This window comes from Rhabdaerophilum calidifontis, assembly GCF_008641065.1.
Taxonomy (GTDB): Bacteria; Pseudomonadota; Alphaproteobacteria; order Rhizobiales; family Beijerinckiaceae; genus Rhabdaerophilum; species Rhabdaerophilum calidifontis.
In genome coordinates this window covers 1-24,875 of the sequence record NZ_VTRS01000012.1, presented here as the reverse complement: position 1 = coordinate 24,875, position 24,875 = coordinate 1, and the positions used below count along the sequence as shown (strand labels likewise).

Annotated in this window: 30 protein-coding genes and 2 pseudogenes; 11 read left to right on the top strand and 21 right to left on the bottom strand. The window is 64.4% G+C overall.

All coding sequences use genetic code 11. The features are described from left to right. Nucleotides 1-73: 73 nt before the first annotated feature. From FWJ24_RS14215 to FWJ24_RS14200, 4 genes are all read left to right on the top strand, one after another. Complete coding sequence (locus tag FWJ24_RS14215) at nucleotides 74-295, top strand: hypothetical protein (protein WP_150288497.1); 222 nt, start codon at nucleotides 74-76, stop codon at nucleotides 293-295. A 93-nt stretch (nucleotides 296-388) separates the two neighbouring features. Continuing rightward, nucleotides 389-949, top strand: a complete 561-nt coding sequence (locus tag FWJ24_RS14210) for a DUF3489 domain-containing protein (protein ID WP_150288496.1) — start codon at nucleotides 389-391, stop codon at nucleotides 947-949. A 75-nt stretch (nucleotides 950-1,024) separates the two neighbouring features. Next, the gene (locus tag FWJ24_RS14205; RefSeq protein ID WP_150288495.1) at nucleotides 1,025-1,300 is read left to right on the top strand and encodes a type II toxin-antitoxin system Phd/YefM family antitoxin; all 276 of its coding nucleotides are present in this window, start codon (nucleotides 1,025-1,027) and stop codon (nucleotides 1,298-1,300) included. Further along, nucleotides 1,278-1,622 (top strand): type II toxin-antitoxin system RelE/ParE family toxin, encoded by a 345-nt coding sequence (locus FWJ24_RS14200; RefSeq protein ID WP_206110864.1) that lies wholly within the window; start codon nucleotides 1,278-1,280, stop codon nucleotides 1,620-1,622. Before FWJ24_RS14205 ends, FWJ24_RS14200 begins: the two co-directional genes overlap by 23 nt. Here FWJ24_RS14200 and FWJ24_RS14195 read toward each other — a convergent pair. The 20 genes and pseudogenes from FWJ24_RS14195 to FWJ24_RS14105 form a co-directional block, all read right to left on the bottom strand. Continuing rightward, nucleotides 1,558-1,824, bottom strand: coding sequence for a DUF7220 family protein (locus FWJ24_RS14195; RefSeq protein ID WP_150288494.1), 267 nt, complete (start codon nucleotides 1,822-1,824; stop codon nucleotides 1,558-1,560). The two genes, FWJ24_RS14200 and FWJ24_RS14195, sit on opposite strands and share 65 nt — an antisense overlap. After that, nucleotides 1,821-2,342: a hypothetical protein gene (locus FWJ24_RS14870; RefSeq protein ID WP_246155704.1), complete on the bottom strand. Its 522-nt coding sequence runs from the start codon at nucleotides 2,340-2,342 to the stop codon at nucleotides 1,821-1,823. The genes FWJ24_RS14195 and FWJ24_RS14870 overlap by 4 nt, the downstream gene beginning before the upstream one ends. Before the next feature lie 163 nt (nucleotides 2,343-2,505). Continuing rightward, nucleotides 2,506-3,015: pseudogene (locus tag FWJ24_RS14865) on the bottom strand (DNA cytosine methyltransferase); the annotation flags it as partial. Between the two features lies 1 nt (nucleotide 3,016). Next, complete coding sequence (locus FWJ24_RS14185) at nucleotides 3,017-4,384, bottom strand: site-specific DNA-methyltransferase (protein WP_150288492.1); 1,368 nt, start codon at nucleotides 4,382-4,384, stop codon at nucleotides 3,017-3,019. Between the two features lie 365 nt (nucleotides 4,385-4,749). Next, nucleotides 4,750-5,187: a DUF6362 family protein gene (locus FWJ24_RS14180; protein ID WP_150288491.1), complete on the bottom strand. Its 438-nt coding sequence runs from the start codon at nucleotides 5,185-5,187 to the stop codon at nucleotides 4,750-4,752. Then, the gene (locus FWJ24_RS14175; protein WP_150288490.1) at nucleotides 5,168-5,371 is read right to left on the bottom strand and encodes a hypothetical protein; all 204 of its coding nucleotides are present in this window, start codon (nucleotides 5,369-5,371) and stop codon (nucleotides 5,168-5,170) included. The genes FWJ24_RS14180 and FWJ24_RS14175 overlap by 20 nt, the downstream gene beginning before the upstream one ends. After that, the gene (locus FWJ24_RS14170) at nucleotides 5,368-5,907 is read right to left on the bottom strand and encodes a hypothetical protein (protein WP_246155700.1); all 540 of its coding nucleotides are present in this window, start codon (nucleotides 5,905-5,907) and stop codon (nucleotides 5,368-5,370) included. Before FWJ24_RS14170 ends, FWJ24_RS14175 begins: the two co-directional genes overlap by 4 nt. 339 nt (nucleotides 5,908-6,246) lie before the next feature. After that, nucleotides 6,247-8,655 (bottom strand): AAA family ATPase, encoded by a 2,409-nt coding sequence (locus FWJ24_RS14165; protein WP_150288489.1) that lies wholly within the window; start codon nucleotides 8,653-8,655, stop codon nucleotides 6,247-6,249. Continuing rightward, nucleotides 8,652-9,410 carry a hypothetical protein gene (locus tag FWJ24_RS14160; RefSeq protein WP_150288488.1) on the bottom strand — a complete coding sequence of 253 codons (759 nt, stop codon included), beginning with the start codon at nucleotides 9,408-9,410 and terminating at the stop codon, nucleotides 8,652-8,654. The genes FWJ24_RS14165 and FWJ24_RS14160 overlap by 4 nt, the downstream gene beginning before the upstream one ends. Continuing rightward, nucleotides 9,410-9,616, bottom strand: a complete 207-nt coding sequence (locus FWJ24_RS14155) for a DUF6511 domain-containing protein (protein ID WP_150288487.1) — start codon at nucleotides 9,614-9,616, stop codon at nucleotides 9,410-9,412. Before FWJ24_RS14155 ends, FWJ24_RS14160 begins: the two co-directional genes overlap by 1 nt. Continuing rightward, a complete protein-coding gene (locus FWJ24_RS14150; RefSeq protein ID WP_150288486.1) occupies nucleotides 9,609-9,830 on the bottom strand; it encodes a hypothetical protein in 222 nt (73 codons plus the stop codon). Before FWJ24_RS14150 ends, FWJ24_RS14155 begins: the two co-directional genes overlap by 8 nt. Next, nucleotides 9,830-11,512, bottom strand: coding sequence for a DEAD/DEAH box helicase (locus FWJ24_RS14145; RefSeq protein WP_150288485.1), 1,683 nt, complete (start codon nucleotides 11,510-11,512; stop codon nucleotides 9,830-9,832). Before FWJ24_RS14145 ends, FWJ24_RS14150 begins: the two co-directional genes overlap by 1 nt. A gap of 9 nt (nucleotides 11,513-11,521) precedes the next feature. Continuing rightward, entirely contained in the window at nucleotides 11,522-12,118 is a 597-nt protein-coding gene (locus tag FWJ24_RS14140; RefSeq protein ID WP_150288484.1) for a hypothetical protein, read from the bottom strand. 6 nt (nucleotides 12,119-12,124) lie between these two features. Continuing rightward, nucleotides 12,125-13,000: an ATP-binding protein gene (locus tag FWJ24_RS14135; protein ID WP_150288483.1), complete on the bottom strand. Its 876-nt coding sequence runs from the start codon at nucleotides 12,998-13,000 to the stop codon at nucleotides 12,125-12,127. Between the two features lie 2 nt (nucleotides 13,001-13,002). Then, nucleotides 13,003-13,326: a hypothetical protein gene (locus FWJ24_RS14130; protein ID WP_150288482.1), complete on the bottom strand. Its 324-nt coding sequence runs from the start codon at nucleotides 13,324-13,326 to the stop codon at nucleotides 13,003-13,005. A gap of 12 nt (nucleotides 13,327-13,338) precedes the next feature. Further along, nucleotides 13,339-13,818: a hypothetical protein gene (locus FWJ24_RS14125; RefSeq protein ID WP_150288481.1), complete on the bottom strand. Its 480-nt coding sequence runs from the start codon at nucleotides 13,816-13,818 to the stop codon at nucleotides 13,339-13,341. Next, the gene (locus FWJ24_RS14120; protein WP_150288480.1) at nucleotides 13,818-14,159 is read right to left on the bottom strand and encodes a hypothetical protein; all 342 of its coding nucleotides are present in this window, start codon (nucleotides 14,157-14,159) and stop codon (nucleotides 13,818-13,820) included. The genes FWJ24_RS14125 and FWJ24_RS14120 overlap by 1 nt, the downstream gene beginning before the upstream one ends. 34 nt (nucleotides 14,160-14,193) lie before the next feature. Further along, nucleotides 14,194-14,769, bottom strand: coding sequence for a sigma factor (locus FWJ24_RS14115; protein ID WP_150288479.1), 576 nt, complete (start codon nucleotides 14,767-14,769; stop codon nucleotides 14,194-14,196). Nucleotides 14,770-14,874: 105 nt separating this feature from the next. Beyond that, nucleotides 14,875-15,867: a winged helix-turn-helix domain-containing protein gene (locus FWJ24_RS14110; RefSeq protein WP_150288478.1), complete on the bottom strand. Its 993-nt coding sequence runs from the start codon at nucleotides 15,865-15,867 to the stop codon at nucleotides 14,875-14,877. Next, the gene (locus FWJ24_RS14105; protein ID WP_150288477.1) at nucleotides 15,815-17,041 is read right to left on the bottom strand and encodes a hypothetical protein; all 1,227 of its coding nucleotides are present in this window, start codon (nucleotides 17,039-17,041) and stop codon (nucleotides 15,815-15,817) included. Before FWJ24_RS14105 ends, FWJ24_RS14110 begins: the two co-directional genes overlap by 53 nt. A gap of 350 nt (nucleotides 17,042-17,391) precedes the next feature. Here FWJ24_RS14105 and FWJ24_RS14095 point away from each other — a divergent pair, with 350 nt between their 5' ends. The 7 genes and pseudogenes from FWJ24_RS14095 to FWJ24_RS14925 all read left to right on the top strand — a co-directional run. Then, on the top strand, nucleotides 17,392-17,838 hold the full coding sequence (locus FWJ24_RS14095) for a DUF2924 domain-containing protein (protein ID WP_150288474.1): 447 nt from the start codon (nucleotides 17,392-17,394) through the stop codon (nucleotides 17,836-17,838). Then, nucleotides 17,835-19,175 carry a recombinase family protein gene (locus FWJ24_RS14090; RefSeq protein ID WP_246155699.1) on the top strand — a complete coding sequence of 447 codons (1,341 nt, stop codon included), beginning with the start codon at nucleotides 17,835-17,837 and terminating at the stop codon, nucleotides 19,173-19,175. Before FWJ24_RS14095 ends, FWJ24_RS14090 begins: the two co-directional genes overlap by 4 nt. Then, nucleotides 19,175-19,582 (top strand): hypothetical protein, encoded by a 408-nt coding sequence (locus FWJ24_RS14085; protein ID WP_150288472.1) that lies wholly within the window; start codon nucleotides 19,175-19,177, stop codon nucleotides 19,580-19,582. Before FWJ24_RS14090 ends, FWJ24_RS14085 begins: the two co-directional genes overlap by 1 nt. A gap of 123 nt (nucleotides 19,583-19,705) precedes the next feature. Then, on the top strand, nucleotides 19,706-21,340 hold the full coding sequence (locus FWJ24_RS14080; protein ID WP_150288471.1) for a DUF262 domain-containing protein: 1,635 nt from the start codon (nucleotides 19,706-19,708) through the stop codon (nucleotides 21,338-21,340). Between the two features lie 96 nt (nucleotides 21,341-21,436). Further along, nucleotides 21,437-23,845 carry a DEAD/DEAH box helicase family protein gene (locus FWJ24_RS14075; RefSeq protein ID WP_150288470.1) on the top strand — a complete coding sequence of 803 codons (2,409 nt, stop codon included), beginning with the start codon at nucleotides 21,437-21,439 and terminating at the stop codon, nucleotides 23,843-23,845. Then, on the top strand, nucleotides 23,842-24,405 hold the full coding sequence (locus FWJ24_RS14070) for a restriction endonuclease subunit S domain-containing protein (protein ID WP_150288469.1): 564 nt from the start codon (nucleotides 23,842-23,844) through the stop codon (nucleotides 24,403-24,405). Before FWJ24_RS14075 ends, FWJ24_RS14070 begins: the two co-directional genes overlap by 4 nt. Then, nucleotides 24,402-24,656: pseudogene (locus tag FWJ24_RS14925) on the top strand (type I restriction-modification system subunit M N-terminal domain-containing protein); the annotation flags it as partial. The gene FWJ24_RS14070 and the pseudogene FWJ24_RS14925, both read left to right, overlap by 4 nt. Before the next feature lie 122 nt (nucleotides 24,657-24,778). Here FWJ24_RS14925 and FWJ24_RS14060 read toward each other — a convergent pair. Further along, the coding region (locus FWJ24_RS14060; RefSeq protein WP_150287971.1) for an integrase core domain-containing protein at nucleotides 24,779-24,875 on the bottom strand (97 nt) is incomplete at its 5' end.

The following is a 24,875-nucleotide window of genomic DNA, read 5'->3' as shown; positions in this document are numbered from 1 at the left end:
TTTGATGCACTTATTGCCTTGATAAGCGCGCCGGACAGAGCCTGTATGGGGTCAGAACCCAAGGAGAATTCCGATGACCCGCCAAGCCAAGAACGCCCAGGCCCTCGACGCCTTCATCGCCCGCAAGGTCGAAATCGACGCCATGCTGGCGCGCCTTGCCGCCCTCAGCGAAGAGCACTTCGACGTTCATCCCGACGACGTGCATTGGGGCCACGTCGGCACGCTCGCCCACTACGCCGAATTCCTGAAGCGCATCACCGACAGCGCCTTCCGAGAAGGCGAACACGCCGAATGATCCGGGTGGTCTCCGCGCCAGCCCCGCGATTGCGGGGCTTGGCCTCGTAGAAGCGCCGCGATGGTCGCGCCGCTCTCGAACCGGAGGTTCAAGATGACCCAGCTTTCCGACACCCAAGCCATCATTCTAAGCGCTGCTGCTCAGCGACCCGAACGCATCGCCTTGCCGCTGCCGGACAGCCTACGGGGTGGCGCTGCCACAAAGGTCGTCAGCACGATGATCGCGAGGGGCCTGCTGCAGGAGGTCGAAGTCAACGCACGACGGGGCGAACCGATCTGGCGCGAAACCGGCGACGGCCACGGCACGACGCTGGTCGCCACCGACGCTGGCCTTGCCGCCATCGGCATCGAGCCGGATGATGCCGACACTGCGCGCCCGAGCGGGACAGAAGCGCCGCCGCAGGATCCCGCTCAGGATGGCGACGCCGAGGCCGCACAATCGACGCGCACGCCGCGCGCAGGGACCAAGCAGGCGGCGCTGATCGCCATGCTGCGCGCGCCGGACGGCGCAACCATCGAGGAGATCACCGCAGCCACCGGCTGGCAGGCCCACACGGTGCGCGGGGCCATCGCCGGTGCGCTCAAGAAGAAGCTCGGGCTCGATGTGACCTCCGAGAAGGTCGAGGGCCGCGGGCGGGTTTACCGGATCGCCTGACAGCCGAAACGCTCGACGCGCATCGATAAAGGCGCTATATTCGCACCGAATTCGATGCGCGTCAGGAGGCCTTCCATGAACATCACCGAGGACATCAGCCCGCTGACCGAGTTCAAGCGGGAGTCGGCGCGCATGATCGCGCGCATCAAGGAAACCGGGCGGCCGCAGATCCTGACCGTGAACGGCAAGCCATCCGTCGTCGTGATGGACGCCGCCGCATGGCAGGACATGCAGGACCAGCTCGACTATGCGGAGACCGTTGCCGGAATCCGCAAGGGTCTCACGCAGGCCCGCGCCGGTGAAGGCGTCGAAGCCGGACGCTTCTTCGATGAGCTTGCCCGATCGAAGTGACGCGCCCGAAATGACCGCGCCATTGCCCGTGATCATCACGCCGAACGCGGCAAATGACCTGACTGAAGCATGGGTCTGGCTGCGTGAACGCAACCCGCGCGCTGCGGACGAATGGCTGGCGGGCATCCGGGGCACGATCCTTGGCCTCGGCGCCATGCCCGAGGCCCATCCGATCGCGCCCGAGTCGCAGGCCTTTGACCTGCCGATCCGTCGCGCCCTCTATGGCCGGGCAACCCGCTGGCGCATCTACTATGCCGTCATCGACGGGGTGGTGCAGGTGCTTCACGTGCGCCACGGTCGTCGCAGTGATTGGCGACCCTGATCGCCTCGAACACCCGTCGCAGGGCGAATGACCGGCCGATGCTCACCACGGTGAAGATCGCCCCGATCATTAGGTTCTCCGCAAGTGTCGTGTGTAGCCCGAACAGAGGAAAGACGAGCAACTGGGTGAGCACCGCGACGCCATAACCGACCACAACATTGGTGATGGCTTCGACCAGCGACATGGCGCGCGACTGCTTCATGCCACCGCCTTATCCGTCGGCCAGCAATTCAGCCGCGAGAGTTCTGAGCGCATGCGCCGCAACCAGTGGCACCACGCCGTTGCCGCAAAGTCGAAGCCGGTCCACCCGGTGGGCCAGCCCATCAGCGCCTCGACGAACAGCGGGTTCAAGGTCCGGCGCATGTCGGAGGTATCGCGTCCAGCCATCGGTGTCGTCAGGACCTGGCGGCCAAGCAGACCGTTCACCGGCGTGTTCGCCAGACTGGTCGCCCCGTCCTTGTGATCGCGCGCCGTCGGCGTCATCCACAAACCCGCCGCATGGGTCAGGTCGGCCGTCCGGCGTTTTCCCGCGCTCGGCTTGCAGCCATCGTTCGCCATCGGCGTCGGCCAGTCCCGCGCCATGCGGTCCAGACCCTTCTCGTCCTTGCGCTCGCCACCCCGGCTGCGGAAACTGTCGGTCTGCGGCGTCGGCCAGAGTTCCGCCGTCGTCGCGAGGTTCATCCCGTGCTGACCCGCTTCCTGCGAGGGCGTCGGCTTCATCTGTCGGTTTTCGTTGGCGCTTGCCCTCGGCGTCGGCCAGAGCCGCAGCAATTCCGTCCGGTTCCCGCCACTCGACCGCGTCCCGGAGCAGGCGCGCGGGGTTGGCCAGTTCGTCTCCTTCGCGGATGGCGAGGATGAACAGCCGCTCGCGCCTGTGGGGCGCGCCGACTTCCGCCGCCGTGAAGAGGCCTGCCGCAAGGCGGTAGCCCATGCCGACCAGTCCTGCGGCGACTTCGGGGAAGCCGAGGCGGAGATGATGGGCGACATTCTCAAGAAAGACGAAGGGCGGCTCGATTTCGCCGATGATGCGGGCGACATGAGGCCAGAGATGGCGCGGATCGTCCGCGCCCCGGCGCTTGCCCGCGACGGAGAATGGCTGGCACGGATAGCCCGCAGAGAGGATATCCACCGCGCCACGCCATGGTTTGCCGTCGAAGCTGGCAACGTCGTCCCAGACAGGCGCGCGATCCAAGGACGCGTCTTCCATCCGCGCCACGAGAGTGGCTGCGGCGTAGGTTTCCCGTTCGACATGGCCCACAGCACGATATCCGGGCAGTGCGATGGTGAGCCCGAGGTCGATTCCAGCAGCGCCGGAGCAGAGCGAGAGGCCGAAAAGGCACGCGTCGCCGGCTCCGGAAGCATCTCCGGAGGGATGTAGAGCCAGGTCATGCATGTCACGCGGCGGATTTGCGCGTTCGCGCGGGTTCAGGAGAGGCGCCGTTGTCGGATGTGTCGGGCGGACTGACCGCTTCGTCGCCCAGCCGCTCGGCCTTCAATTGCGCGAAGGTCCGTCCGTCGCCGTCGAGGATCGCCTCGCGCCCGGTGTCGGCCTGCCAGCGCTCGATGGCGACATCGACATAGGCCGGGCTGATCTCCATTGCGAAGACGCGGCGGCCATTGGCTTCGCCCGCCATGATCTGCGAACCCGAACCTGAAAACGGCTCGTAGCAAAGCCCACCGCGTGCCACATGTTGGCGCATCGGGATCCCGAATGCGTCGAGCGGTTTCGGCGTCGGGTGATCGGGCCGCTCGTCCTTGGCGAAACTCGGCAGCGCCCATGTCGATGCCAACGTTTCCTCGGCCACCTTCGGCGGGCGCTTGCCCTTGATCCAGCCCATGAAGCAGGGCTCGTGCTTCCAGAGGTAATGCGACCGGGTCAAAACCCCGCGGTCCTTCACCCAGATGATCTGCTGATGGACGAACGCGCCTGCCTTCTCCCAGCAGGCTTCCAGCATCGCCTGGCGGCGCGAGGCGTGCCAGCAATACCAGGCGGCGTCCTCGGTAATGGCTTCCGCCACGGCCGCCGCGATGAACCCGTCGTAAAGCTCAGCCCCCTGTGAACTGTCGTCCCAGGTGGTGCCGTAAGATGCCGACCAGTCCTTGTTGCGGGTCGGATGGTTCGAGCCGTCGTAATCGACGAGATAGGGCGGGTCAGTGGCGAACAGGATGGCCCGCTCGCCATTCATCAGGCGGCGGACATCGGCGGGGCTCGTGCTGTCGCCGCAGAGCAGCCGGTGATCGCCAAGGACCCAAAGATCCCCGAGGCGAGATGCCGGATTGCGCGGCGGTTCCGGGATCACGACGGGCGCGACGCCCGCGCCGTTGGTTGCGTCGGCGCCCGGTTCCAGCGCGAGCAGCCGGTCGAGCTCGCCATCGGAGAAGCCGATCAGCGAGAGGTCGAATTCGTCAGCGACCAGTTCCTGCAGTTCGCCCGAAAGCAGCGCTTCGTCCCATGCCCCGAGTTCGGTCAGCTTGTTGTCGGCGATGCGGTAGGCGCGACGCTGCGCCTCGGTCAGATGATCGAGCACGATGACCGGCGCTTCGGTGAGGCCGAGCTGCGCGGCCGCCATGATGCGCCCATGGCCCGCAATGACCTCGCCATCGCTCGACACCAGCACCGGGACGGTCCAGCCGAACTCCGCCATGCTGGCGGCGATCCTGGCGACCTGGTCCGCGCCATGGGTCTTGGCGTTGCGCGCATAGGGGCGCAGGCGGTCGAGCGGCCAGGTCTCGATCGCTTCGGGAGCGAAGCTGAGGGTCATGATGTCCGATGGTGGCTGGGCGTGTCGCCGTCGATTGGCCGCTGGATGCCGGATGCCGCGCTGGACTCCGCGAAGGGTCCAGGCATGGCAGGCGGCTCCGAGGCAAAAAAGCTTGTGTTCGTCGGGACTTCGGAGCGGCCGTGAAAGGCGCTGGACTCTCGCTGGCTTCCCAAGAAATCCGGCCTGCCGCTAGCGACGTTTCGCGCCGCGCCCTCCCGCATAGGGTATCCGCCGGGAAGGAACCAAACGCGTCAGCCGGGCCGCTTGGGATGCGCCTCTCGCGAACATGCCACCGGGATACGCGAATTCGGGCCGTTCTGTCTCGCCGGGAAATGTCTCACTGAAAATTGTCTCACGCGATGCATTCAGCTTGACACACGCCGCGTCGCATCGACCACGAACCGCTGCGAGCGTTTCGCGGGTGGCCGGCGTCCATTGAGCCGCCAAGTGATGACGCTCAGCGCGTACTCCCAGCGGCGGTGCGCCGTTGCACGCGACAGCCCAAAGCGCCAGCAGATGGGCTTCCACGGCGTGCCCTCGGCGCGTGCCCAGACGAGCTTGGCGTCTTCCGGCTCCAGCCAGGCGAACCAGTCGAAGGTCTTTTCCATCCGGGAGATGGCGGCAGGCGACGGCGGGGGCCGGCGCAGTCGTGGGGGCTCTTGGCCGACGAGATCCGCGAACTCGTACACGATCTGCGGCCAGGTGCTGAAATACCCCTGACCTTTCGCATCAGGCAGGCGCTTAAGGACATCGGCAGCCTCAGTGAGCCGTTCTTCCACCTGATCACGGGTCCAGACGTCCATGCCGCGCCTCCTTTCTGTAGCCGTAGAGCTTGTCCCCGAGTTGCCGCACCAGCTCACGCTCGGGCCAGGACAGGCGCGGATCGGTCTCGCTGACCACGAGGACCTTCTGCTCGCGCCAGCCTTCGCGCTTGATCTCTTCCGGCGATCGCCGCTTGCCGCCGAAGCCGGGTGGCGCCCATCTCATCGCACGCCTCCCTTGGTCTCGATGGCCCAGAGCAGCAGCGCGATGGCGTCGGCTTCGTTGTCGTCCTTCGGGTTGAAACCTCGGGCGCGCATCGCGGCAATCATCGCCGCCTTGTCGGCGTTGCCCTTGGCTGTCGCGTGGCGCTTGATCGTGCCGACCGGGACGCCCTCGTAGGGCACGCCGCGCAGCTCGGCCCATGCGGTCAGCGTGGCCATGAGCCCACCGTAGATGTGGCTCGCGTCGGTGCCGGCATGGCGGCGGACTTCCTCGAACCAGATGGCGGCGACTGGTCCGGCCAGTTGGTTGATCTCGGTCAGCCAGTTGGTGAAGCGCAGGTAGCGCATGCCGCCGCCGTCGAAGCGGCCGGGCCGCAGCGAGACGGTGCCGCTGGTGATCAGGCCGTCATGACTGCGGATCGCCCAGCCGGTGGTCGTGCCGAGGTCGAGCGCGAGGATGCATCGGTTGCGGGGCGTGTCGAGCGGCAGCGATTCAAACCTTGCGCCGTCGCAATTCGGGATCAGAGTCGGCTGAGCCATGATGGGTCTCCTTTGCCGGTGGCCTGTGGTGGTGGAAGACGACGGCGGTCTGGTGCTTGGCGGTACGGGGCCGCCGTCGTCGGATCGGGAAGCGCAACCGAGCGTCACGGCGGCGCGCGCGACAGGCCCGTACGTATGGGAGGAGTGGCCAACCGCTGGGGTGGCCATCCCATACGTAGTATGGGGGTTTGACACCTAACTGTTCCGGGGAAGACAAGTGGCTGAAATCATTGCCGAACAAGACTTCATGAAGTCTTCGGGCATGAGTTCGGGGCCTAACTCTTATCTTCGCGTAACCCGTTGATTTCATTGAGTGTGTGGTTGGCGCTGTCATATGAGTCAGGCCTCACTCATATGAGTTAGGTCGTCCTCGAACCCCTCCGGGTAGACCCAGACGGCGGGGTTCTCGACATCCATGCAGAACCCGGACTGAGCGCACTTGAAGTGGCTCGGCAGGACCGGGCGGGCGGTTGTCGTGACCTCGCCGGTCGTGGGATCGACACGATCAACGGCTGCGCCGAACGTCATGCCCTCGACGCAGAGATAGCCGAACCGAGACCGCGTTACGGGGAAGCCGAACTCCGAGGGGGCACGCAGGAATTTCACGAATCCCTTGGTCGCCAGCACGCTCAGGCGCTCGCGGATCGTGTGCTTGCTGCCGAGCCCGTTCTGGTTCTCGAACTTCTCGGCGAACTGCATCGTTGTGTAGAGGCGTTCGCTGGCCGCCTCATCGAGCAGCATGCCGAGGATGACGTCATGCTTACGCAGCCGTTCGGCATCGAGCTTTGCGCCCACCTCCTTGCGCACCAGCCGATCGTTCATGGGGTTCAACTCGACCCATGCGCCGTGCCGCTTGTCGATGAGTTTCGCCGGCAGCGCAGGACCGTTCCTGAGCTCGATTTCCAGCTTGCGTTCAGGGCTTTCCTCGTCGGGGCGATGGAGGATCAGCCCGGTGGTGTAGAAGCCACGCAGCGCGCTGGCGCCGGAGAGCGCCATGAACGGGTCTTCCTTCACCTGATGCTTCGAGAGCTTCTTGGTGTGGTGGACAAGGATCACGCCGCAGTCCGGGTCGATGTGGTCGCGCAGAACCTCGATCCGTTCCTTCAGGAAGAACATCATGGCGGCGTTGTCGTTCTCGCCGCCGCTGCCACCACTTGAGCTTGGAGGCCCGCCGTCGAAGAGGTTGCGGATCGGGTCGATGCAGATGATGTCCGGCGGCGCGACCGGGAAAGCCGTCTGGACCGCCCGCGCCACCTGGACGCTGCCCTTGGTGTCGAGCAGCATCTTCAGCTTCGGCGTGGCGACGAGGTTGTCGCGTGCGGCGGACAGCACATCCGGCGACAGGGCGATCTGCTTCAGCCGTTCGCGCAGGTAGTGGTACTGAATCTCGGCCTGCAGGTAGAAAATCCGCAGCGGCCGTGGCGGAGTGAAACCAAGGAACGGCACGCCGCCGGCCATGTGGACGAGCCAGCAGATCAGCAGGTCGCTCTTGCCGACCTTGGGCGCGCCACCCAGCACCAGCAGCCCGCCGGGCGTCAGAATCCGCGGCGCAATGATGTCGACGGGCATCGGACTGACGTCGTCCAGCAGCGCGCCCAGCGTGAAGACAGGGATCTCGGAAGGCGCCGGCGCGCCCGCATCCAGCCGGATCAGCGGCGGCCCGTACCTCTCGACATGGAGCGTCCACAGCCGCTCGGATTCGCGCTTGAGCCTCTCGACTGGCCACTGCGGGCGCAGCATCGCGGCGTTGTAGCCGCAGATACCCTCCCAGCCTTCGTCCCTCGTCATCCGGCCATCGTGAACCATGCGGATGAAGTAGCCGATGGCGGCGGAGGCTCCCTCGAAACGGGACCATTCGTCCTGCGCCGCCTCGCGCACAGGCGTGACCAGCACCTTCTCCGTTGCGGGCTTTTCGACATGCGCGAACGCGGGTCGCATCGTGATGCCCGGCACCGGGGGCATGTCGGCTACGGCCTCGATGAACTCGGCTAGGTCGCACTCGCGGTCGGCCTTCAACGCGACGATCCGCACCTGCGTCTTGAGGCCATTCTTGTAGTAGACGGACCCCGCCACCCGGATCGGCTGGTGCGCCGACCGGAAATGCATATCGCCGCCGACCTTGGCGGCAATGTCGCCGCGCAACTGCGTCACCCGGGCAAGATCGCTGCCTTCTGCCGGTTCGGTCAGCTTCCACCAGACATGGGCCTTGTGCTGTCCCTCCGGCGTGACGCCGCCGCTCTCCACAACCATGGTTGGCGGGCCAAGATGGCGCTCTAAGTGGGCGCGCTTGCCCGCGATGTCGCCGGTGTCGAGATCAACCACTACGGTCTGCATCTGCAGAACATCCGCCGACTTGGCCTGCCCGGGCTCCGCGACGGTGCCGGGGATCACATAGACCGCCGCGCCTTCACGCGCCGCCCACGCGGCGAAGGTCGAAAGCTTCTCGGATGCGGAAGCGTCAGCTTCGATCCAGATGTTGTGGGGGCGGCCGTCGAAACCCTGTCCCTTGTCGATGAAGCTGCGGACCGGGATCAATCCGTCGCAATAGCCGACGACCACGTCCACGAACTGGGCGATCTGCTCGGGGTCCGGCTCATCGCCGAACACGTCGACCGGCGGCACGGCATCGTTGAAGTCGCGCCACGGGTTGAAATGGAGGATGTTTTCCTTCGGTTCGTCTGACGGCTTTTCGTCGCGCATCGGTGTGTCCTCGCCGGGATTCGATGGATCGCTGGGCTGGTCACTCATGGCGCGAGGCTCCAGCAACGCTCGGCCCACGGGCAGAAGCGGCACTCGAAGTGAGTCGGGTCCTGCGCGATGCGCGGCAGCAGCTCGTGCGCGTCGGTCGCGCGCAGGATGCGCACGGCGCGGTCGCTCGCGGCCTGAGCCCGGCCCGCGTCGAACGGCACGAGTTCGTGGTGAAGCTCGGCGGTATCCTTGTTGATGGCGGTGAAGAGCGCCGGATGATCGGAGACGCCCGGCAGCGCAAGCTCCAGATAAGCCTGATAGATCGCGATCTGGACGGCGTAGATCGGCTTCGCGAGGACGACGCCCTTGGCGACGGTCTCCCGCCACGCCTTGGCGTTCATCGTCTTGCATTCCCACAGCGCCGGAACCTGAAGGGCCAGCATGTCGGGAGCCCCGAACACCACGCCGTCGACATGGCCACGGATGCGGCCGCCCGCGACCGAGAAGCCGATTTGCCCGCCGTCCCTCGTGCGCGTGACGAGATCGAGGCCGCTTGCACGCAGCCAGCGAATGGCGACCTCTTCGAGAGCGTGGCCGATCTCGAAGACCCGGAGCGTCCGGCCATCGAGGCTCGCGCAGGGATCACGCAGGGTGTCCGTGAACTCGAACTGAAGCGCGCGGTCGCAGGCGACGCCGAGGCGGGAAGCTCCGAGATAGCCGCGCGCAGGGACGGCAGCGCGTTCCCCAGCCAGCGCCGCATCGATTCGCTGGTTCAGGTGGTCGGCAAAGGTCGTGCGCGAATTGAAGTCGAGCATCAGAACGGGATCTCCGTGCTCGCCTGCCGAGCGCTCGCCGCCATCGCTTCCTGAAAGCCGCCGATGGCGGCCTCGATCAGGGTCAGCACCTGCGTTTCTGAGAGGCTGGCGAGCGGCGTCGTCCAGCCGATCTCCTCCATGAGTTCGGCGATGGGCCGTAGCGCGGCACGCATGGCGGCGCGTTCCTGTTCGGTCAGATCAACCACGGAACGCCTCCGTGCCGACGAGGACCAGAAGGCCTGACAGGTGATCGAGCAGAACCAGCGCTCCGGGCGCGGCCGGCTCGTTCGGAAGGGCTCGCGCCAGCCAAAGCCGCGTGATGGTTTCCAGCAGACGGCGCAGGGGATGCCCTTCGGGTGCCAGAGACGCTCCCGGTCCGACATCGGTTGAGGCGATGGTGTCATGGGCGTCGCCTGTCATCACGCGGCCCTCGCCAGCGCATCGCGATCGGCCCCGAACACGAGCCGACGGATCGCTGACTTGTTGAACTGGAAGGCGATCAGCGCAGAGGCCTGGTAGCGGGTCAGACCGAAGTCCTGCCGGTACTCGGTTGGCAGCAAAGCCAACTGCTTTTCAGTCGGGGGCTGCGCGAGCCAGCGCCGGGTCTTGTGCGCGGTCTCGTCGCTCTCGTGCTCATTCAGCCAGTCATCGGCCGAAGCCAGACAGACCATGCGCTCGCCGGTACCGACGAGTGTGGTCGGCTGGCCCTGCCGGCCGCCCACCGCGTACCAGCGCCCGTTCAGGAAGAAGACGCCCGCCCAGGCGGAGAAGCCGGTCGCGACCAGCGCGGCATCGTCGCCGAACAGATCGCACCATTTGAAGCTCGACCGCTTCAGGAGATCGATCTCGCTCATCACGAAGTCGCCGAGCGGCTGCGGCGCATCCGAGGCGTCGTCGCAGGTGAAGGCATGGCCGCAGAGCGGGCACTCCCGCGACGAGAGCGGGATGATCGCATCGCAAGACGGGCACGTCTTGGTCGGCGCTTCCCCGGTCGGCTCGCGGCCGTCGAGATCGACATCTTGCTCCAGAGAGCCGTGCAGGAGCGTGGACGTTCCGAAATCCAGGACGACACAGTCCATCTTGACGATGCCCGGGTGTTCCTGCGGGTTCACCGTGCGCAAGCCGCGGCCAACCATCTGGACCATGGTCGAACGCCAGGAACTCGGGCGCAGCAGCACGACGCAGGAGGTCGGCGGGTGGTCCCAGCCCTCGGTCAGGACCGCCACGTTGACAATGACGCGTGCTCGGGCCTCGGCGAAGTCGGCGAGAGCAGCCTTGCGGCTCGCCTCCGCCATCTCGCCCGTGACCAGCACCGTCGGCACGTCAGCTTCACGGAAGGCATTCGCCACGGCGGTGGCGTGGGCCACATCGGCGCAGAACACGACCGTCTGCCGATCGCCTGCCTTCTCACGCCAATGGCGGATCACGGCGTCCGTCACGGGCGTCCGGTTCATCACCTTGGCGACCTCGTCCATGTCGAAATCATCGGCGGTCTTGCGGACCCGGCCGAGATCGGACTGGACGCCAACGTCGATCACGAAGGTTCGCGGCGGCACGAGGTGGCCGGAGGCGATGAGCTCGCCGATCCGGATCTGGTCGGCGACATTCGAGAAGACTGGGCGAAGGCCCTTGCGATCGCCACGGTTCGGCGTCGCCGTCACGCCATAGATCAGCGCCTTCGGGTTGCGCGTCTGGACCCGGTCGATGATGCGCCGGTAACTGTCGGCGGCGGCATGATGCGCTTCGTCGATGACGAGAAGATCGAGCGCCGGGAGTTGGTCGAGATTGCTTTCGCGCGTGAGCGTTGGCGCCATGGCGAAGGTGGCGCGCCCCTGCCAGGACTTCTCGCTCGCGTCGACCACGGAGGTCGACAGGCCCGGATTGACGCGGGCGAACTTGGCGCGGTTCTGCGCAGTCAACTCGTCGCGATGCGCGAGAACGCAGGCCTTGGCGTCACGCTCTTTCAGGATCTCGCCGACCACACCGGACAGCATGATCGTCTTGCCGGCGCCGGTGGGCGCCACGCCGATCGTGTTGCCGTGGCTGCGCAACGCCGCGACGCTGCGCTCCACGAAGAGTTTCTGGCGGGGGCGAAGCAGCATGGCGTCGCCTCACTGCGCCCACGAGGGACGCATGCCCGCCGCCGGAGCCGCCGCAGGCTGGGCTGCCGTCTGCGCAGCGCCGCCGCTGTGGAAACCGAAGGACTGCGCCACCGGTCCCATGACAGCGGCGTATTCCTTGTGGTCGGGCGTGACGGCGGTCCGGATCTCGTTCTTCGGATCGCCATTGGTGTCGGTGCCGACATCGATCTTGGCGACGAACTCGATGCCATCGAGATCACTGAGCCCGCGGATGCGCCGGGCGGACTGGGCCTGGGGCGAGACGTCCTTGTCGGAAATGCCGCGCGCCGAGTTGAGGATCGTGCGCACCAGCGCTCGGCCCATATTGCCCCAGTCCGGGCCCTTCGGGCTGTAAAGCCCGATCAGCGAAAAGATCTTGCGCCGCGCGTACGGGCCTTCGAGCACCGTGAACTCGGCGTTGAGGTAGACCGCGCCGGTGGAGCCGCGCGTTGCGTAGCCGCCGGTCCACCCCTGGCTCGGATCGTCGTAGCCGCCAGGACGGATTGAGAGGCGAACCTTGGCGATCGCGCCCTTCGGGATGACGCTGGTGGTTGACCTTGCGTCGTTGAAATCATTCCAGTTGGACATGATGGATCACTCCTTGGTCTGGTCGTTCGAAGCGGCGTGGGACGGGGTCGAGGCCGGCAGGCGGCCGGAGAAGTCGAGTGGCTGGCGCGAGGGCCCTCGGATCTTCGCCATGAGGCGTCCGAGATGCGGCTCCTCGACCATGTCGAGACGGCCGCTGCGATCCTTCGCGGGAAAGCCGAACGGGTTCAGGGTCTGGCAGATGAAGGCGCGGCGGTTCGTGCCGTCCTCGGCCTTCACCTCCGCCATCGTCAGGACCTCATCGACGATGCCCGGCAATTCGAGGCCGGTCTTGGAGCCGTCGATCTGGGGCGAGAAGACGCGTCGATTGAAGTCGTCGAGCCGCTCGTCGAGGATGCCCACAAGCCAGACGTTCATCGCTCTGGCGTGCTGCAGCTGGGTGAGCCAGCCGATCATCTCCCGGCCATGGAGACCGTAGGCGCCGCGCACGTCGGGCTTGCCGGTCTTCTCGGACATCGCCTCGGGCTGCCCGCGACACCACTGGAAGCAGAGCCGGCCGGCGACGGTGATGGAATCGACGAAGATCGTCTCGTAGCGATCGAGTACGCTTGGAGGCCCGAAGCGTTCGGCGATCGCAGCGAAATGCGCCTCGCTATAGGCCTGGTCGGAGCGCAGCGCCGGGTTCGGCCCGCCGATGAACACCGCCAGATCGCGGCACTCGGCCCAAGTGCGCGGACGCAGCGCGTCGCCAGTCCACCCTTCGATGGCGAGGTCTCCCGCCTCGAGGTCGAGGAAGAGCGTCGTCTTCGGATCGAGCGTCCAGAGCAGGCTTGTCTTGCCGATGCCGGACTTGCCGAAGATGCAGCCCTTGACGCCACGAGCTTCGGCAAGGCGCTGATCGGCGGTGATGATCGGGAGCGCCATGATCAGCGCTCCGCCTTGGCGCGGGCTGCGGCTTCGACCGCGCGATCGGCCCCGACGCCGCCGGCGTCACGCGCGATCTGCGAGAGCTTCCGGAGCGCATGCATCCGGTCGCCGATGGCGTTGAACTCGGCTTCGAGGCCCCCCACCGCGAAGGCGATGTCGTCGAGCGTCGCCTCGGTGATGGGCCTTGCATCGACCGCGTCGTGACCAGGGCTTGCCGGGACACGGATCGTCTCCGGCAAGGAGCCGAGGCTGTAGTGGGATTTCTGCAGCGCCTTGATCGCCGACAGGGGCGCATCTGGGGTGGATTTGCCGAACGAGAACATGAGGTGGTCCTTTCAGTCGCGGAGCAGTCGGAAGGTCGGTTTGCCGGTCCTGAGCATACGGGCCGGCTCGAAGGTGCGGCGGATCGCGTCGGGCCAGGCGCCAAAGGCGCGCTCGGAGACCGAGAGGCTGATCTCCACGTACTGGCTGGGGTCGTCGCCGGAGGCGCGGATCGTCTCGACGAGAGCGGCGAGCCTGGCCTGATCCCACTCGGTCTTCTTCGGCAGATCGGCGACGATGGTGACCGTGCCGTCGGTGAAGCGGACCGTGCCGGTGTCCTTGCCCAGAGCCGCGCGGGCTTCACGCGCACGCTCGCCGAACTTCAGCGCGATGGCGCCGTCCAGCCAGTCCTTCAGCGACCTCGCGCTCTTGAGCGCCGCGTCAGCTTCGTCCTGGAGCACGGCGAGAACCTCTGCCGGCAAGGCCGTGATCTCCGCGATCGGCATGGTGCGAAGCGCGTCGAGCGCCGGCAGGTTGTTGTGAGGATCGGTCATCACGCGACCTCCTCGGCGAGGAGGGCGGAGAGCGAGACCGGCGACGACTTCGGCTTCCGCCGCGCTACGGCGAGGTAGGAGAAGTCGTCAGGTCCGTGACGCCGCTGGACGAGATGCGCGAGCCCCTGTTCGGCCGCCCACATCGCGCGCCGCCCGAGCTTCAGGAGTTCGGTGCGGTCCTTGGGCGGAAGCCGGGTCGCCATCGGCATGCCGTCGAGGGCGAGGAACCCGCGATGGTATTCGAGGCAGTCGCCGGGCGTGGCCTGGCCCAGCCAGCCACAGAAGTCGATCTCCGAGATCCGGAGCCTCGCCGTCGAGAAGGGAATGATCGTGTTGCTCATGAGCGGCTCCTACTCACCAGGTCCGGAAACCGTCTCAGGCGGCCGCAAGGCCGCGGGCGAGAAGCGTCCCGCGCAGCGTCTGGATCCGGCGGTAGAGGCCGGCGCGCGAGCCGCGACCCTCGGCGGCGAGCGCATCGACGCTCTTCCCCGTCAGGGCCGCGCAAAGCGCGCCGTCGCGCCGATCGATCGCTCCGAGACAGCGCTCGACATCGAGGCGCGTGATCGCGGCATGGACACCGCGGCGGCTCTGTCCCCAGAGCGTGCCGAGACCTGCGTCCTCAGGCGTCGTGTCGGCAAACGTCTCGGCGTCGCCGTCCATCAACGGCGCATCGATGGACATCGGCTCGAAGCCGAACATGCGACGCTCGGCGATCACACGCCGCATGATCCGCGTGGCGCGGTGCGCCATAACGGTCGCGACGAACGCACCGATCGACCCACGCGCCGGATCGAAAGCCGCCAGCCGCGCGAAGGCGTCCGTGATCAGATCCTGGCGAATGTCTTCGAGATCATGGCGGGGCAGTCGCATCCGCCGCACCAGGCTGCGGGCAGCGGCATCGGCTTCGTGCAACAGCGTATGGAGCTGTTCGGGCGAGGGAGTGAAGGACATGGGGCAGAGCCTCGTCATCGGGTTTCGATGGCGAGACGGTGCCCATTCGAGCGGTTCGAACCCTGTCGCGGAGCTCTCGTGAAGCTGCCGCGAACCTGCCGGCGCTCAGAAGACGTGGATCTCGTTTGCGGGGATCAGCAGGCGATAGCCCTGACCGCGACCGGACTGGACGGGATAGGTCCCCTTCGTGCCGTCAGTCATTCCGGCAGCCCGCAGCACCTTCCGGAGGTTGCTGACGACCTTGTCGATCTGCTCGTCGTTCCGGTCGTTGCTGCCGGTCGCGGCTTTCAAGGCATCCGCGAGGACATCGCGGCTGACCCAGCCGTCCTCGTTCGTGCGCTCGTTGACTAGTCGGACAAGCACTTGGAACTCTCGGCGCTGAAGCGACAGCCGCGTGCCATCGTAGCGCGCGCTGCCGCCCTCCACATCGACGTCAAGGCGCGTATGCGACGATCGATGAGCCTTGCTGACCGGCGTCGGGATCTTGATCGTGAGCGGTTCAGACGCATTGGCGTCGAGAAGTTCGTCGATTGCGGCGAGCGTGATGTCCGCGCCATCCAGTTGCCGTTGCACCGCCCCGGGCAGATCGCGTTCGGTTGGCGTCAGGACGACGATGGAGAGGCCCCCGGCATGGGCCTTCAAGGCGAACGCGATGTCGACCGCAGTCTTTGCGCGCAGACGTCGTGCCAGGAAGAATTCGACCCGGCGACTGCCGGTTCCGATCGCGCCGAGCCAGAATGCGCTGACGCCCACCGGCTCGACAGGTCTTCCCGCCAGCACGCTGGAAGCCCGCCGCAACTGGCGGCAAAGCGCCATCATGTCGATGTCGAACTGACGGATCGACGTCGGATCGACCTCCGTCGTGATCCCGTCGCCGTCGAGGTTGACGGCAATAGTTCGACCGCCGCTGTGCTGGATCGCGAAGCCGTCGACATCCGATGGAGCTTCGCGCTCGACCAGCAATCCGAGCGTCAGAAACTGGCGCACGATCTCCGGCGGCTGGTCGCGAAGATCGGCCCCATCGATGATCCTGATCGGATGCTGATCACTCCGCTGCAACAGCAGTCGCGACAGGCTGACGTGTGAGGCGGATGCCATTGCGCTCAAGATGCTCCAGGATCTGCTTCTCAAAGGCGTGGTTGCGGAAGCTTGCGATGTTCGGCGGTTTCACCTTCACGATCACCTTGTGCTCGCGCCCGCCGCTCTCGAAACGGAACTCCAGCTTGACGTAATTGATGCGCAGATCGTCGAAGTCGATGTCGGGCGCCAGCTCGACGAGCCGGACGATCGCGTTCTGGCTGTCGCGGACCGTCATCGCCCAGGGCGAATAGCGCACCTTGCCCTCGACCTCATGCTCGCCTTCGTCGATCTGGATTTCCTTCACCAGCATGGCGTTGGTGTCGGGATCCCAGGCGTGGTTGAAGCGAAAGCCGGTGCCTTGCCGCTGGATCGGAGCCAGCGTGTAGATCTGTTCGGCATTCGCGCCCTTGAAGAAGTCCTTGTCTCTGAGCATGTGCTCCGCGAACAGCTCGGCCAACTTCTTGCGCTCCGCCGCCGCCGTGGCGCTGATCCAGACCCGTCCCGTCGCGGAGTGGTACCGGATCGTGTCCTGCGCGATCTCGCGATAGGTCAATGTGCGCTCGGACCCGTTCTCTTCCACATTGGCGGTCACGGCGTTCTTGCCGTGCAGCACGAGGATGCAGATTTCATCATCCTCCGGATACCAGCGCACGTCGCAGTACTTGCCGAGGTAGCGTCCGGCAAAATAGCCCGAAGCGGCAGCGCGAAAGGCTTCCTTCGCGGCGTCATCCGTGTGGCGCGACTCGACACCTTCCTTGGCGCCACTGAACTCCGTCGGCGACTTCACCGCCCAGAAGGCGAACTTGTCGAGCGTCAGATCGAAGACCGCGCGATGATCCAGGAACGCTCGCAGCGCGAGATGGCGCGGCGTCACGATCTTCGCGTCGGCCTCATCGGGCGGCACGATGGCCACCCCTGCCAGATCGGCCTGCTCGTGGAGTAGCCGAGCGCCATTCTCGTTCGACAAGACCATGATCTTGTGGAGCGCATCGAGCAGTTCGGCCGGAAACGTCTCGTCAGTTCCGCGGAAGAACTCGAAGATCGCCTCGCGCCTCTCCTTTTCATCAGCAGGCAGTGCATTCCAATCGAGATGGATCGTTGCGGCATAGGGATCGATCAGCCGCTTGAGCAGATCGAGGTCGACGGTTTTCGCGAAATCGCGATTCACAAATTTCTTGACGTTTTTGGCCATGGCAGCGGTCCGGCAGCAAGGGTGATGTTCTTGCTACGTTCTATCGCAGTCGTGGCCGTGAGTCGATTCAGGTTGCAGGCGCTGAGACGGTTTCTCCACATGCTGGGTAGGTGACCGGGGAGGAGACCCGGTGACCGAATGACTGGCCCCAACGCCCTGCGCCCCGAATTGATGAGCGATGCCGAGCGGCTCGATGAAGCCGCCGAAATCCTCGCGCGGGGCGTCGTCCGGCTTCGGCAGAGGCGGGAGGGACGACCCACACCTTTATCTCGCGAGTGCGGAGACAGTTCGGTGGACTTCTCCGCCGACCGACGCCGTCATGCGGACACGCAACTCGGTGGAGACCGCCCATGAATGATCCCGTGCTGGCGCGCGTCGCCGCCATCAAGACCATGCCCACGCCTGCCCTGAAGACGATGTGGCGTGATCTGCATGGCACCGAAGCGCCGCCTTACAACCGGCGCTTCCTCGAAAGCCGCCTGGCCTATCGCATCCAAGAATTGGCCTATGGGGGCCTCAAGCCCGAGACGATGAAGCGGCTCGATGCGCTCGCGCGGGGCGTCGAGGACACCAATCCCAAGACGCGGCGCATTCGCACCGATCGCAAGCCGGTGGCTGGCACGCGATTGCTGCGCGAGTTTCAGGGCGTCGAGCACATCGTGACGGTGACCGTCGAGGGTTACGAGTACCGAGGCCGCCCCTACAAGTCGCTCTCAGCCATCGCGAAGGCCATCACCGGCGTGAAGTGGAACGGCTGGGTCTTCTTCGGCCTCAAGAACGCGGGGAGCGGCACATGAGGCGTGCGGCGACCGGCCATCCTCCGATGACGAAAATCACGCCGAAGGTCCGGTGCGCGATCTACACGCGCAAATCGTCCGAGGAAGGGCTCGACATGGAGTTCAACAGCCTCGACGCCCAGCGCGAGGCTTGCGCCGCCTACATCCTGAGCCAGAAACCGGAAGGGTGGGTTGCGGTCACCGACCGCTATGACGACGGCGGGATCTCGGGCGGCACGCTGGAGCGTCCGGCGCTGAAGCGGCTCATCGCCGACATCGAGTTCGGCAAGGTCGATGTGGTCGTGGTCTACAAGATCGACCGGCTGTCCCGCTCGCTGATGGACTTCGCCAAGCTCGTCGAGGTGTTCGAGCGGCGCGGCGTCACCTTCGTCAGCGTTACGCAGTCCTTCAACACGACGACATCGATGGGGCGGCTGACGCTCAACATCCTGCTATCTTTCGCCCAGTTCGAGCGCGAGGTGATCGGCGAACGTATCCGCGACAAGGTCGCGGCTTCGCGCCGCAAGGGCATGTGGATGGGCGGCTATGTGCCGCTCGGCTACCGCGTCGAAAGCCGCAAGCTGCTGGTCAACGAGGAAGAGGCGGCATCCGTCCGCCTGATCTTTGAGCGCTTCGTGACGCTCGGATCGATCAAGCTGCTGATGCGCGAACTGCAAGCGGCCGGAATCCGCAGCAGGCGCGGCTACTTGCTCGACAAGGGCGCGCTCTACAAGCTTCTGAACAACCGGGTCTATATCGGCGAGGCTGTCCACAAGGGCGAGGCCTATCCCGGCGAGCACGAGGCCATCATCAGCGGCGATCTCTGGCAGCGCGCTCATGCCATCATGGGCGAAAGCCCGCGCATGCGCGCCAACCAGACCCGACTGTCGGGGCCGTCCCTTCTGCGCGGCCTGATCTTCTCGCCGAATGGCGACGCCATGTCGCCGAGCCACACTCGAAAGGGCGACCGGCTCTACCGCTACTATGTCGCGCAGTCGGTCCTCAAACGCGGTCCGGGAACCTGCCCGGTGGGCCGGGTTCCCGCCGCCGAGATCGAGACGGCGGTGATCGAGCAGCTTCGCGGTTTCCTGCGGGCGCCGGAACTGATCGTGCGGACATGGATGACCGCGATCCGGCACGACGAGCGCATCACCGAAGCCGAGGTGCGCGACGCCTTCGAGCGTCTCGATCCGATGTGGGACGAGTTGTTCCCAGCCGAACAAGCGCGCATCGTCCAGCTTCTGGTCGAGCGGGTCGACGTGAAGGTCGACGGCATCGCGATCCGCCTCCGCACCGGCGGGCTGACCAGGCTGCTCGGCGAACTGCAGGCCTTCCCCGACCGAAAGGATGCGGCCTGATGGCGAAGGGCGCTCTCCTCCACGATGCGGGCGCGCTCACCGTCACCGTGCCGATGACCTTTAGGAAGCGCGGAGGCCGAAAGCTCGTCATCGCGCCGAACGGAGCCGATGCGTGGGCGCTTCCCCGCGCCCGCATCGACAACACCATGGTCAAGGCGCTGGCCCGCGCCCATCGCTGGAAGAAGCTGCTCGACACCGGTCGATTCCAAACCGTTCAGGATCTCGCCGAGGCCGAGAAGATCAACCCGTCCTACATCGCCCGTGTCCTGCGCCTCACGCTGCTCGCGCCGGACATCGTCGAGGCGATCCTGGACGGGCGGCAACCGGTAGAATTGCAGTTGGACGACCTTCTGGCGCCGTTTCCGGTGGAGTGGGAGCGGCAGAGGGTTGAGTTTGTCGCGGATTGATCCGACAGAGCTTGCGATAGCACCATGCTCGGCCCTAATCTGAAATTATGAATCAGCGGTAATGTCACCTCAATACTGGGGCGCTCGGCAGGGCCGTTGCATTCCAGAATTTGGGGCACGGGAATGGAAGCCGCCGAGCGTACAATAAGCCAAATATTGACTGAGCAGATCCGCTACGAGATCCCGGCCTATCAGCGCCCATACTCATGGGAAAAGGGCAACGTCGAACAGCTGCTTGATGATGTATGGGAAGCGTACGAGGCAAATGACGCCGAGTATTTCATCGGCTCGCTCATCACGATCGAGCGCGAGAAGGGTCGCCTGTACGATGTCGTCGACGGCCAGCAGCGGCTCACAACGCTCAATTTGATCTTCTCTAGGCTACGAGATGCCGTTGACGAGCCGGCGAAGTCAGAGCTGGGGCGGCGCGTCCTGCCACGCAACGCGCTGACAGGCGAAGAGGAAACGCCTCGCCTGACTTTGCGGCAACGGGATCAGGGTTTCTTTCGGCGCTACGTCCTGGCTGGCGAAGCCATACCCAAGGCTGTGGTCGACGATATCGCCAAGGAACAGGATGCGCCCAAACAGCGTATTGTCGAAAATCTGGAGGCGATCAACGCATTCATCGCGCAACATGATCAGAAGACGCTGAAGCTCTTTGCGAACTATCTGCTCAGCAAGGTCTACGTCGTGTTCGTCACGACGGCTTCCTGGCAGTCGGCATATCGACTCTTCAACGTGTTGAATGCTCGCGGCATGGCTTTGTCGAATGCCGATCTAATCAAGAACATGCTTTTTGCGCAGCTCGGGGGCAATGCCGCCCGTAGCAGTGATCTGGATGACGCCTGGCTCGAACTCGAAGAGCAGATCGGCATAGAAAGGCTCGACCAGTTCCTCGCCCACCATCGTAGTTCGGTCATCGCCATCAAGGCGCGAAAGTCCCTCCACGAGGAGTTTGAGCCTCTCATCGGGGCTGCTTCCTCGCCTTTCGCCTTCCTCGACGAGTTGAACACGTCGGCGCGAAACTATCTGCGGATCCAACGGAATGCGTTCGAAGCGCCAGCCGCTCGCCGTGCCATTCGTTCCCTCCAGCGTCTCGCCTTCGAGGAGTGGATTCCGCCGCTGCTCGCTTATCTCAACAAGCCCGTCGCCGGACTGCCCGAAAGCGAGTTCATCGATCTGCTTGAGCGCATCACATACCAGAACTGGATCCGGCGGCTCGCATTCACTGCGCGCCTCACAGCCTATTTCCAGCTCATCACCGCGATTCGTGCCGGGAAGACCGCCGACGACATTCGTGCGATCTTCCGCGCCAACGCCAATGATGACGAGTTCCAGACCCTGCTCGACGGTGAAGTGTATGGGCGGCCTTTCGCGCAAGCCGTGCTGTTGCGCCTGGAGGAGGCCGACCAGGACGAGTCTGTCACGAAGGATTTCGGCGGCAAGATCACCATCGAACATGTCCTGCCGCAGGCGTTGAAGGAGCCCTATTGGCGTGAGCGCTTCTCGGATGATGAGCACCGCCTCTGGCTCCATCGCCTTGGCAATCTCGCACTGCTCGCGGGTATCAAGAATTACAAGGCCCAATATTTTGCGTTCGAGCGAAAGAAGAAGATTTATTCCGAGCGAAACAATCGCGTTTCATTCGATACGACAAAACCGATTCTTGCAGCAGAACACTGGACAAAGGAATTGCTGGCAAAGAGGCAAGCCGATTTGGTTCAGTTGGGAAAGCAGATATGGTCAGTCAATGTCTGATTTGAAAACGCCCTCGATCGAATCTTTCAAGACAGCCCGGATCCCTCGCGGTCACGAGCGATCGCCGCGATTGTCTGCGCTTGTTGGATTTCGGTCATGAGCATGAACGAGGCCGACACTCGTTATCACCTCATCGACCCGGTTCTCCGGGCAAAAGGCTATGTGAGTCGAGACCAGGTAACACTTGAAACAGTTCTCACTCCCCCCGCGGTGGAGCCGACCGGGCCGAAGGGCCGCAGGCGTAAGAGCCCGGGGCGTACGGACTATCTACTGTGCGTCCAGATCGGGGATATGCCAAGGTCGATGCCCATCGCCGTGCTTGAGGCGAAAAAAGAGGGAGACGATCCGCTCAAGGGCATGCAGCAAGCCAAGGCTTATGCCGATTGCGAGCGGTATGAGGTCAAGTACGTCTTCTCGACCAATGGCCATCGCTATGGGGAGTATGACTGCTTCACGAGCCTGCAGGCTGGGCCATTTCAGTTTCCCGACTTCCCCACGCATCCTGACCTGACAGCAAGGTATGCAAAGGACCGTGGAATAAATCTGCACGCCGCGGATGCCGCGATGCTGTTCCAGGCCGACAGTCCGGCATGGTCGCAAAGCCGCTACTATCAGGATGCGGCGATCCGTGCGGCCTTCGAGAAGATTATTCTGGATCGCCAAGGCGGCACGGCTCCGCGGGTTCTGCTGTCCCTTGCTACGGGCGCAGGCAAGACGATCATCGCCACAAACCTGCTTTGGCGACTGTCCCAGGCTGGGCAGCTTCCGAAACCGGCTCTGTTCCTCTGTGACCGCGACGAGTTGCGCGAGCAGGCCTACACCAAACTCAAGGCCGCCTTTGGTGACAACGCCCGCATCGTGAAGACGGAGCGTGGCGGCAACGCCGCGCAGAACGCCCGTATTCACATCGCTACCTACCAGACGCTCGGTCTGGACGACGACGACGGGTTCGCCAGCTTCTTGTCCGAGCACTACGGAGAGGATGCATTCAGCGTCATCATCATCGATGAGTGCCACCGGTCTGCCTGGGGCCGGTGGTCCGAGGTGCTCCGCCGCAACCCGAACGCCATCCACATCGGCCTCACTGCAACGCCGCGAAGACTTGAAGAGTCCGAGCAGGCGAGCGCCGAGGATCAGGAGATCACCGCCAACAACAGGAAGTACTTCGGTGAACCGGTCTACGAGTACACGCTGATCGAGGCGCAGGAGGATGGTTATCTGGCGGCCTGCGAAATCGTGAAGCGCAAGGCCAGCATCGACAGCATGGTGTTCACCCGGGAGGAGATCCTCAAGGCCGGCGTCCGCGACATCCGGACCGGGCAGCCGCTTACCGAGGGCGACCTGCCTAAGCCCCAGTACACGGGCAAGGACTTCGACGACGAGTTGTTCATCGAACTCCGCACCCCGAAGATGTGCGAAGACCTCTTCCAGCTCCTCTGCGCGAATGGCGGCCCCGAGCAGAAGGTCATTGTCTTCTGCACGCGCGAGATCCACGCCGACCGGGTCGTGCAGCACATGAACAATCTCTACGTCCGCTGGTGCCGCGAGAAGGGGCAGACGCCGAAAGACCACTATGCCTTCAAGTGCATGGGCGGGGCAAACAACGGTGCCGACATGATCGAGCCGATGCGCGGCTCCGGCGAACGCGCCTTCATCGCCTGCACGGTCGATCTGCTGGAAGCCGGCGTCGACATCGAACGTCTTAACGCTGTCGTTTTCTTCCGTTACCTCCAGTCGCCCATCAAGTTCTACCAGATGGTAGGCCGAGGCACCCGGATTCACGAAGAGACGGCCAAGTACAAGTTTTGGCTGTACGACTACACCGGCGTGACTGATCTCTTCGGCACTGACTTCATCACCAAGCCGCCGCGCCCACGGGGCGAAGGCGGCAAGGGTGGTGGCGGAGAAGGTGGCGATGGTGAGGGAGGCGACAGCCCCTCAGTCGCCGAGATCGGCGGCAAGCAGGTTGTCGTCAACCCGCAGGGCCGCTTCATTCTGGTCAGCCGAGAGGGCCGCGACACACCCATTCCGGTCGACGATTACCGGCGTGAGGTGATGGCGCGTGTCCTGCGCGAGGCTCATACGCTGAACGAGTTTCGCGACCTCTGGATCGAGACGACGAAGCGCCGCAGCCTGATCGACCACCTGCTGGGAGACAACTTCAGCCCGGAAGTCATCCGTGAAATCGACCAGATGAGCGATTTCGACCTGTACGACTTCTTCGGCCACCACGGCTATCACGCCCGCGCACTGAAGCGGCCGGAGCGCGGCCAGCAATATGTCGACATGAACCGCGGCTGGTTTGAAGGAATGGACTCGAAGGCCGCCATCGTCCTGAAGGAACTGGGCCCCCAGTTCGCACAGGGCGGCACCGATGCACTGGAAACACCAGCGCTGTGGGATGTGCCGGAAATCCGGATGGCAGGCGGTCTCGCCGCGCTCCGCGGGCTCGGAAGTCCAGCGGATGTTGTGCGAGAGGCAAAAGGAAGGTTGTTCAGAACGTGAACAAGAAGATCAAACTTGGCGACGGCCTCACCGAGGTTAAGGGTGGGATTGGCTCCAATTGGGCGGACTTTCCTGTTTATGGAGCCACTGTTGACGGATTGGCTCCTGCAAAGGAGCCGCCAGGCAAGAGCCCTCAAAAATACAAGCCCGTGACTTCTGGAACAATTTTCTATAACCCAATGCGTATTCTCATTGGCTCGGTTGCATATGTCTCTGAGGATGACAGGCCCGGAATTACAAGTCCCGACTATGTTGTGTTTCGTGGAAACGAGGGCGTCATTGATTCGTATTGGTTTTACTACTGGCTTCGATCACCTCTTGGACATGAATGCGTGCTTTCTCTAGCGCGCGGGGCGGTAAGGGAGCGGATGCTTTTCAATCGCTTGGCGGAGGCTGAAGTTCCTATTCCTGATTTCGATGTTCAACAGGAGTTCTCTCAGAAGCTTCGTGTGGCGCAGTCAGAAATCAACTCGATCAAGGCCGCGATAAATCATCAATTGATGGACATAAAAAATCTGCCGCACCGAATAGTAGCTGCATCCTTCGGGGCAGGATCATGAAAGTTAAAAGAGCAAGCAAGTCGCAGAAGAGAAACATCAATGGTGTGAGGTCGCTTTCCACGTTTGTGAAGGGCATCTGCGACGTGATGCGGCGGTCCAACTGCGCCAGCGCGCTCCAGTATGTGCCGGAACTGACGTGGATCCTGTTCCTGCGTCTGCTCGACGCGCAGGAGGCCCGCGACCAGGAAGAGGCCGATGCCGTCGGCGTCGAATTCACCCACGCCCTGCGCGCGCCCTATCGTTGGCAGGACTGGGCAGCACCCTGGTCCGACAAAGCCGGCCACCCGAAGACACCGGAAGGGAAGCCCTTCGGCTGGAAACGGCAGGAGCTGTTCGCCGCCGGTGTTGTAGCCCCCAAAAGCCCGGACATTTCTCACGGTGCTGCTTGGGCCGCGATGAACTCGCGGGGTGAACGATATCCGAGCGCCCGATGCGGGTGAAGCTCGTTGTAGTGGTCGAACCATTCCGGC

Coding starts and splice junctions, on each gene's coding strand:
- FWJ24_RS14215 (WP_150288497.1), top strand. CDS start 74: ATGACCCGCCAAGCCAAGAACGCCCAGGCCCTCGACGCCTTCATCGCC.
- FWJ24_RS14210 (WP_150288496.1), top strand. CDS start 389: ATGACCCAGCTTTCCGACACCCAAGCCATCATTCTAAGCGCTGCTGCT.
- FWJ24_RS14205 (WP_150288495.1), top strand. CDS start 1,025: ATGAACATCACCGAGGACATCAGCCCGCTGACCGAGTTCAAGCGGGAG.
- FWJ24_RS14200 (WP_206110864.1), top strand. CDS start 1,278: ATGAGCTTGCCCGATCGAAGTGACGCGCCCGAAATGACCGCGCCATTG.
- FWJ24_RS14195 (WP_150288494.1), bottom strand. CDS start 1,824: ATGAAGCAGTCGCGCGCCATGTCGCTGGTCGAAGCCATCACCAATGTT.
- FWJ24_RS14870 (WP_246155704.1), bottom strand. CDS start 2,342: ATGAAGCCGACGCCCTCGCAGGAAGCGGGTCAGCACGGGATGAACCTC.
- FWJ24_RS14185 (WP_150288492.1), bottom strand. CDS start 4,384: ATGACCCTCAGCTTCGCTCCCGAAGCGATCGAGACCTGGCCGCTCGAC.
- FWJ24_RS14180 (WP_150288491.1), bottom strand. CDS start 5,187: ATGGACGTCTGGACCCGTGATCAGGTGGAAGAACGGCTCACTGAGGCT.
- FWJ24_RS14175 (WP_150288490.1), bottom strand. CDS start 5,371: ATGAGATGGGCGCCACCCGGCTTCGGCGGCAAGCGGCGATCGCCGGAA.
- FWJ24_RS14170 (WP_246155700.1), bottom strand. CDS start 5,907: ATGGCTCAGCCGACTCTGATCCCGAATTGCGACGGCGCAAGGTTTGAA.
- FWJ24_RS14165 (WP_150288489.1), bottom strand. CDS start 8,655: ATGAGTGACCAGCCCAGCGATCCATCGAATCCCGGCGAGGACACACCG.
- FWJ24_RS14160 (WP_150288488.1), bottom strand. CDS start 9,410: ATGCTCGACTTCAATTCGCGCACGACCTTTGCCGACCACCTGAACCAG.
- FWJ24_RS14150 (WP_150288486.1), bottom strand. CDS start 9,830: ATGACAGGCGACGCCCATGACACCATCGCCTCAACCGATGTCGGACCG.
- FWJ24_RS14145 (WP_150288485.1), bottom strand. CDS start 11,512: ATGCTGCTTCGCCCCCGCCAGAAACTCTTCGTGGAGCGCAGCGTCGCG.
- FWJ24_RS14140 (WP_150288484.1), bottom strand. CDS start 12,118: ATGTCCAACTGGAATGATTTCAACGACGCAAGGTCAACCACCAGCGTC.
- FWJ24_RS14135 (WP_150288483.1), bottom strand. CDS start 13,000: ATGGCGCTCCCGATCATCACCGCCGATCAGCGCCTTGCCGAAGCTCGT.
- FWJ24_RS14130 (WP_150288482.1), bottom strand. CDS start 13,326: ATGTTCTCGTTCGGCAAATCCACCCCAGATGCGCCCCTGTCGGCGATC.
- FWJ24_RS14125 (WP_150288481.1), bottom strand. CDS start 13,818: ATGACCGATCCTCACAACAACCTGCCGGCGCTCGACGCGCTTCGCACC.
- FWJ24_RS14120 (WP_150288480.1), bottom strand. CDS start 14,159: ATGAGCAACACGATCATTCCCTTCTCGACGGCGAGGCTCCGGATCTCG.
- FWJ24_RS14115 (WP_150288479.1), bottom strand. CDS start 14,769: ATGTCCTTCACTCCCTCGCCCGAACAGCTCCATACGCTGTTGCACGAA.
- FWJ24_RS14110 (WP_150288478.1), bottom strand. CDS start 15,867: ATGGCATCCGCCTCACACGTCAGCCTGTCGCGACTGCTGTTGCAGCGG.
- FWJ24_RS14105 (WP_150288477.1), bottom strand. CDS start 17,041: ATGGCCAAAAACGTCAAGAAATTTGTGAATCGCGATTTCGCGAAAACC.
- FWJ24_RS14095 (WP_150288474.1), top strand. CDS start 17,392: ATGAATGATCCCGTGCTGGCGCGCGTCGCCGCCATCAAGACCATGCCC.
- FWJ24_RS14090 (WP_246155699.1), top strand. CDS start 17,835: ATGAGGCGTGCGGCGACCGGCCATCCTCCGATGACGAAAATCACGCCG.
- FWJ24_RS14085 (WP_150288472.1), top strand. CDS start 19,175: ATGGCGAAGGGCGCTCTCCTCCACGATGCGGGCGCGCTCACCGTCACC.
- FWJ24_RS14080 (WP_150288471.1), top strand. CDS start 19,706: ATGGAAGCCGCCGAGCGTACAATAAGCCAAATATTGACTGAGCAGATC.
- FWJ24_RS14075 (WP_150288470.1), top strand. CDS start 21,437: ATGAGCATGAACGAGGCCGACACTCGTTATCACCTCATCGACCCGGTT.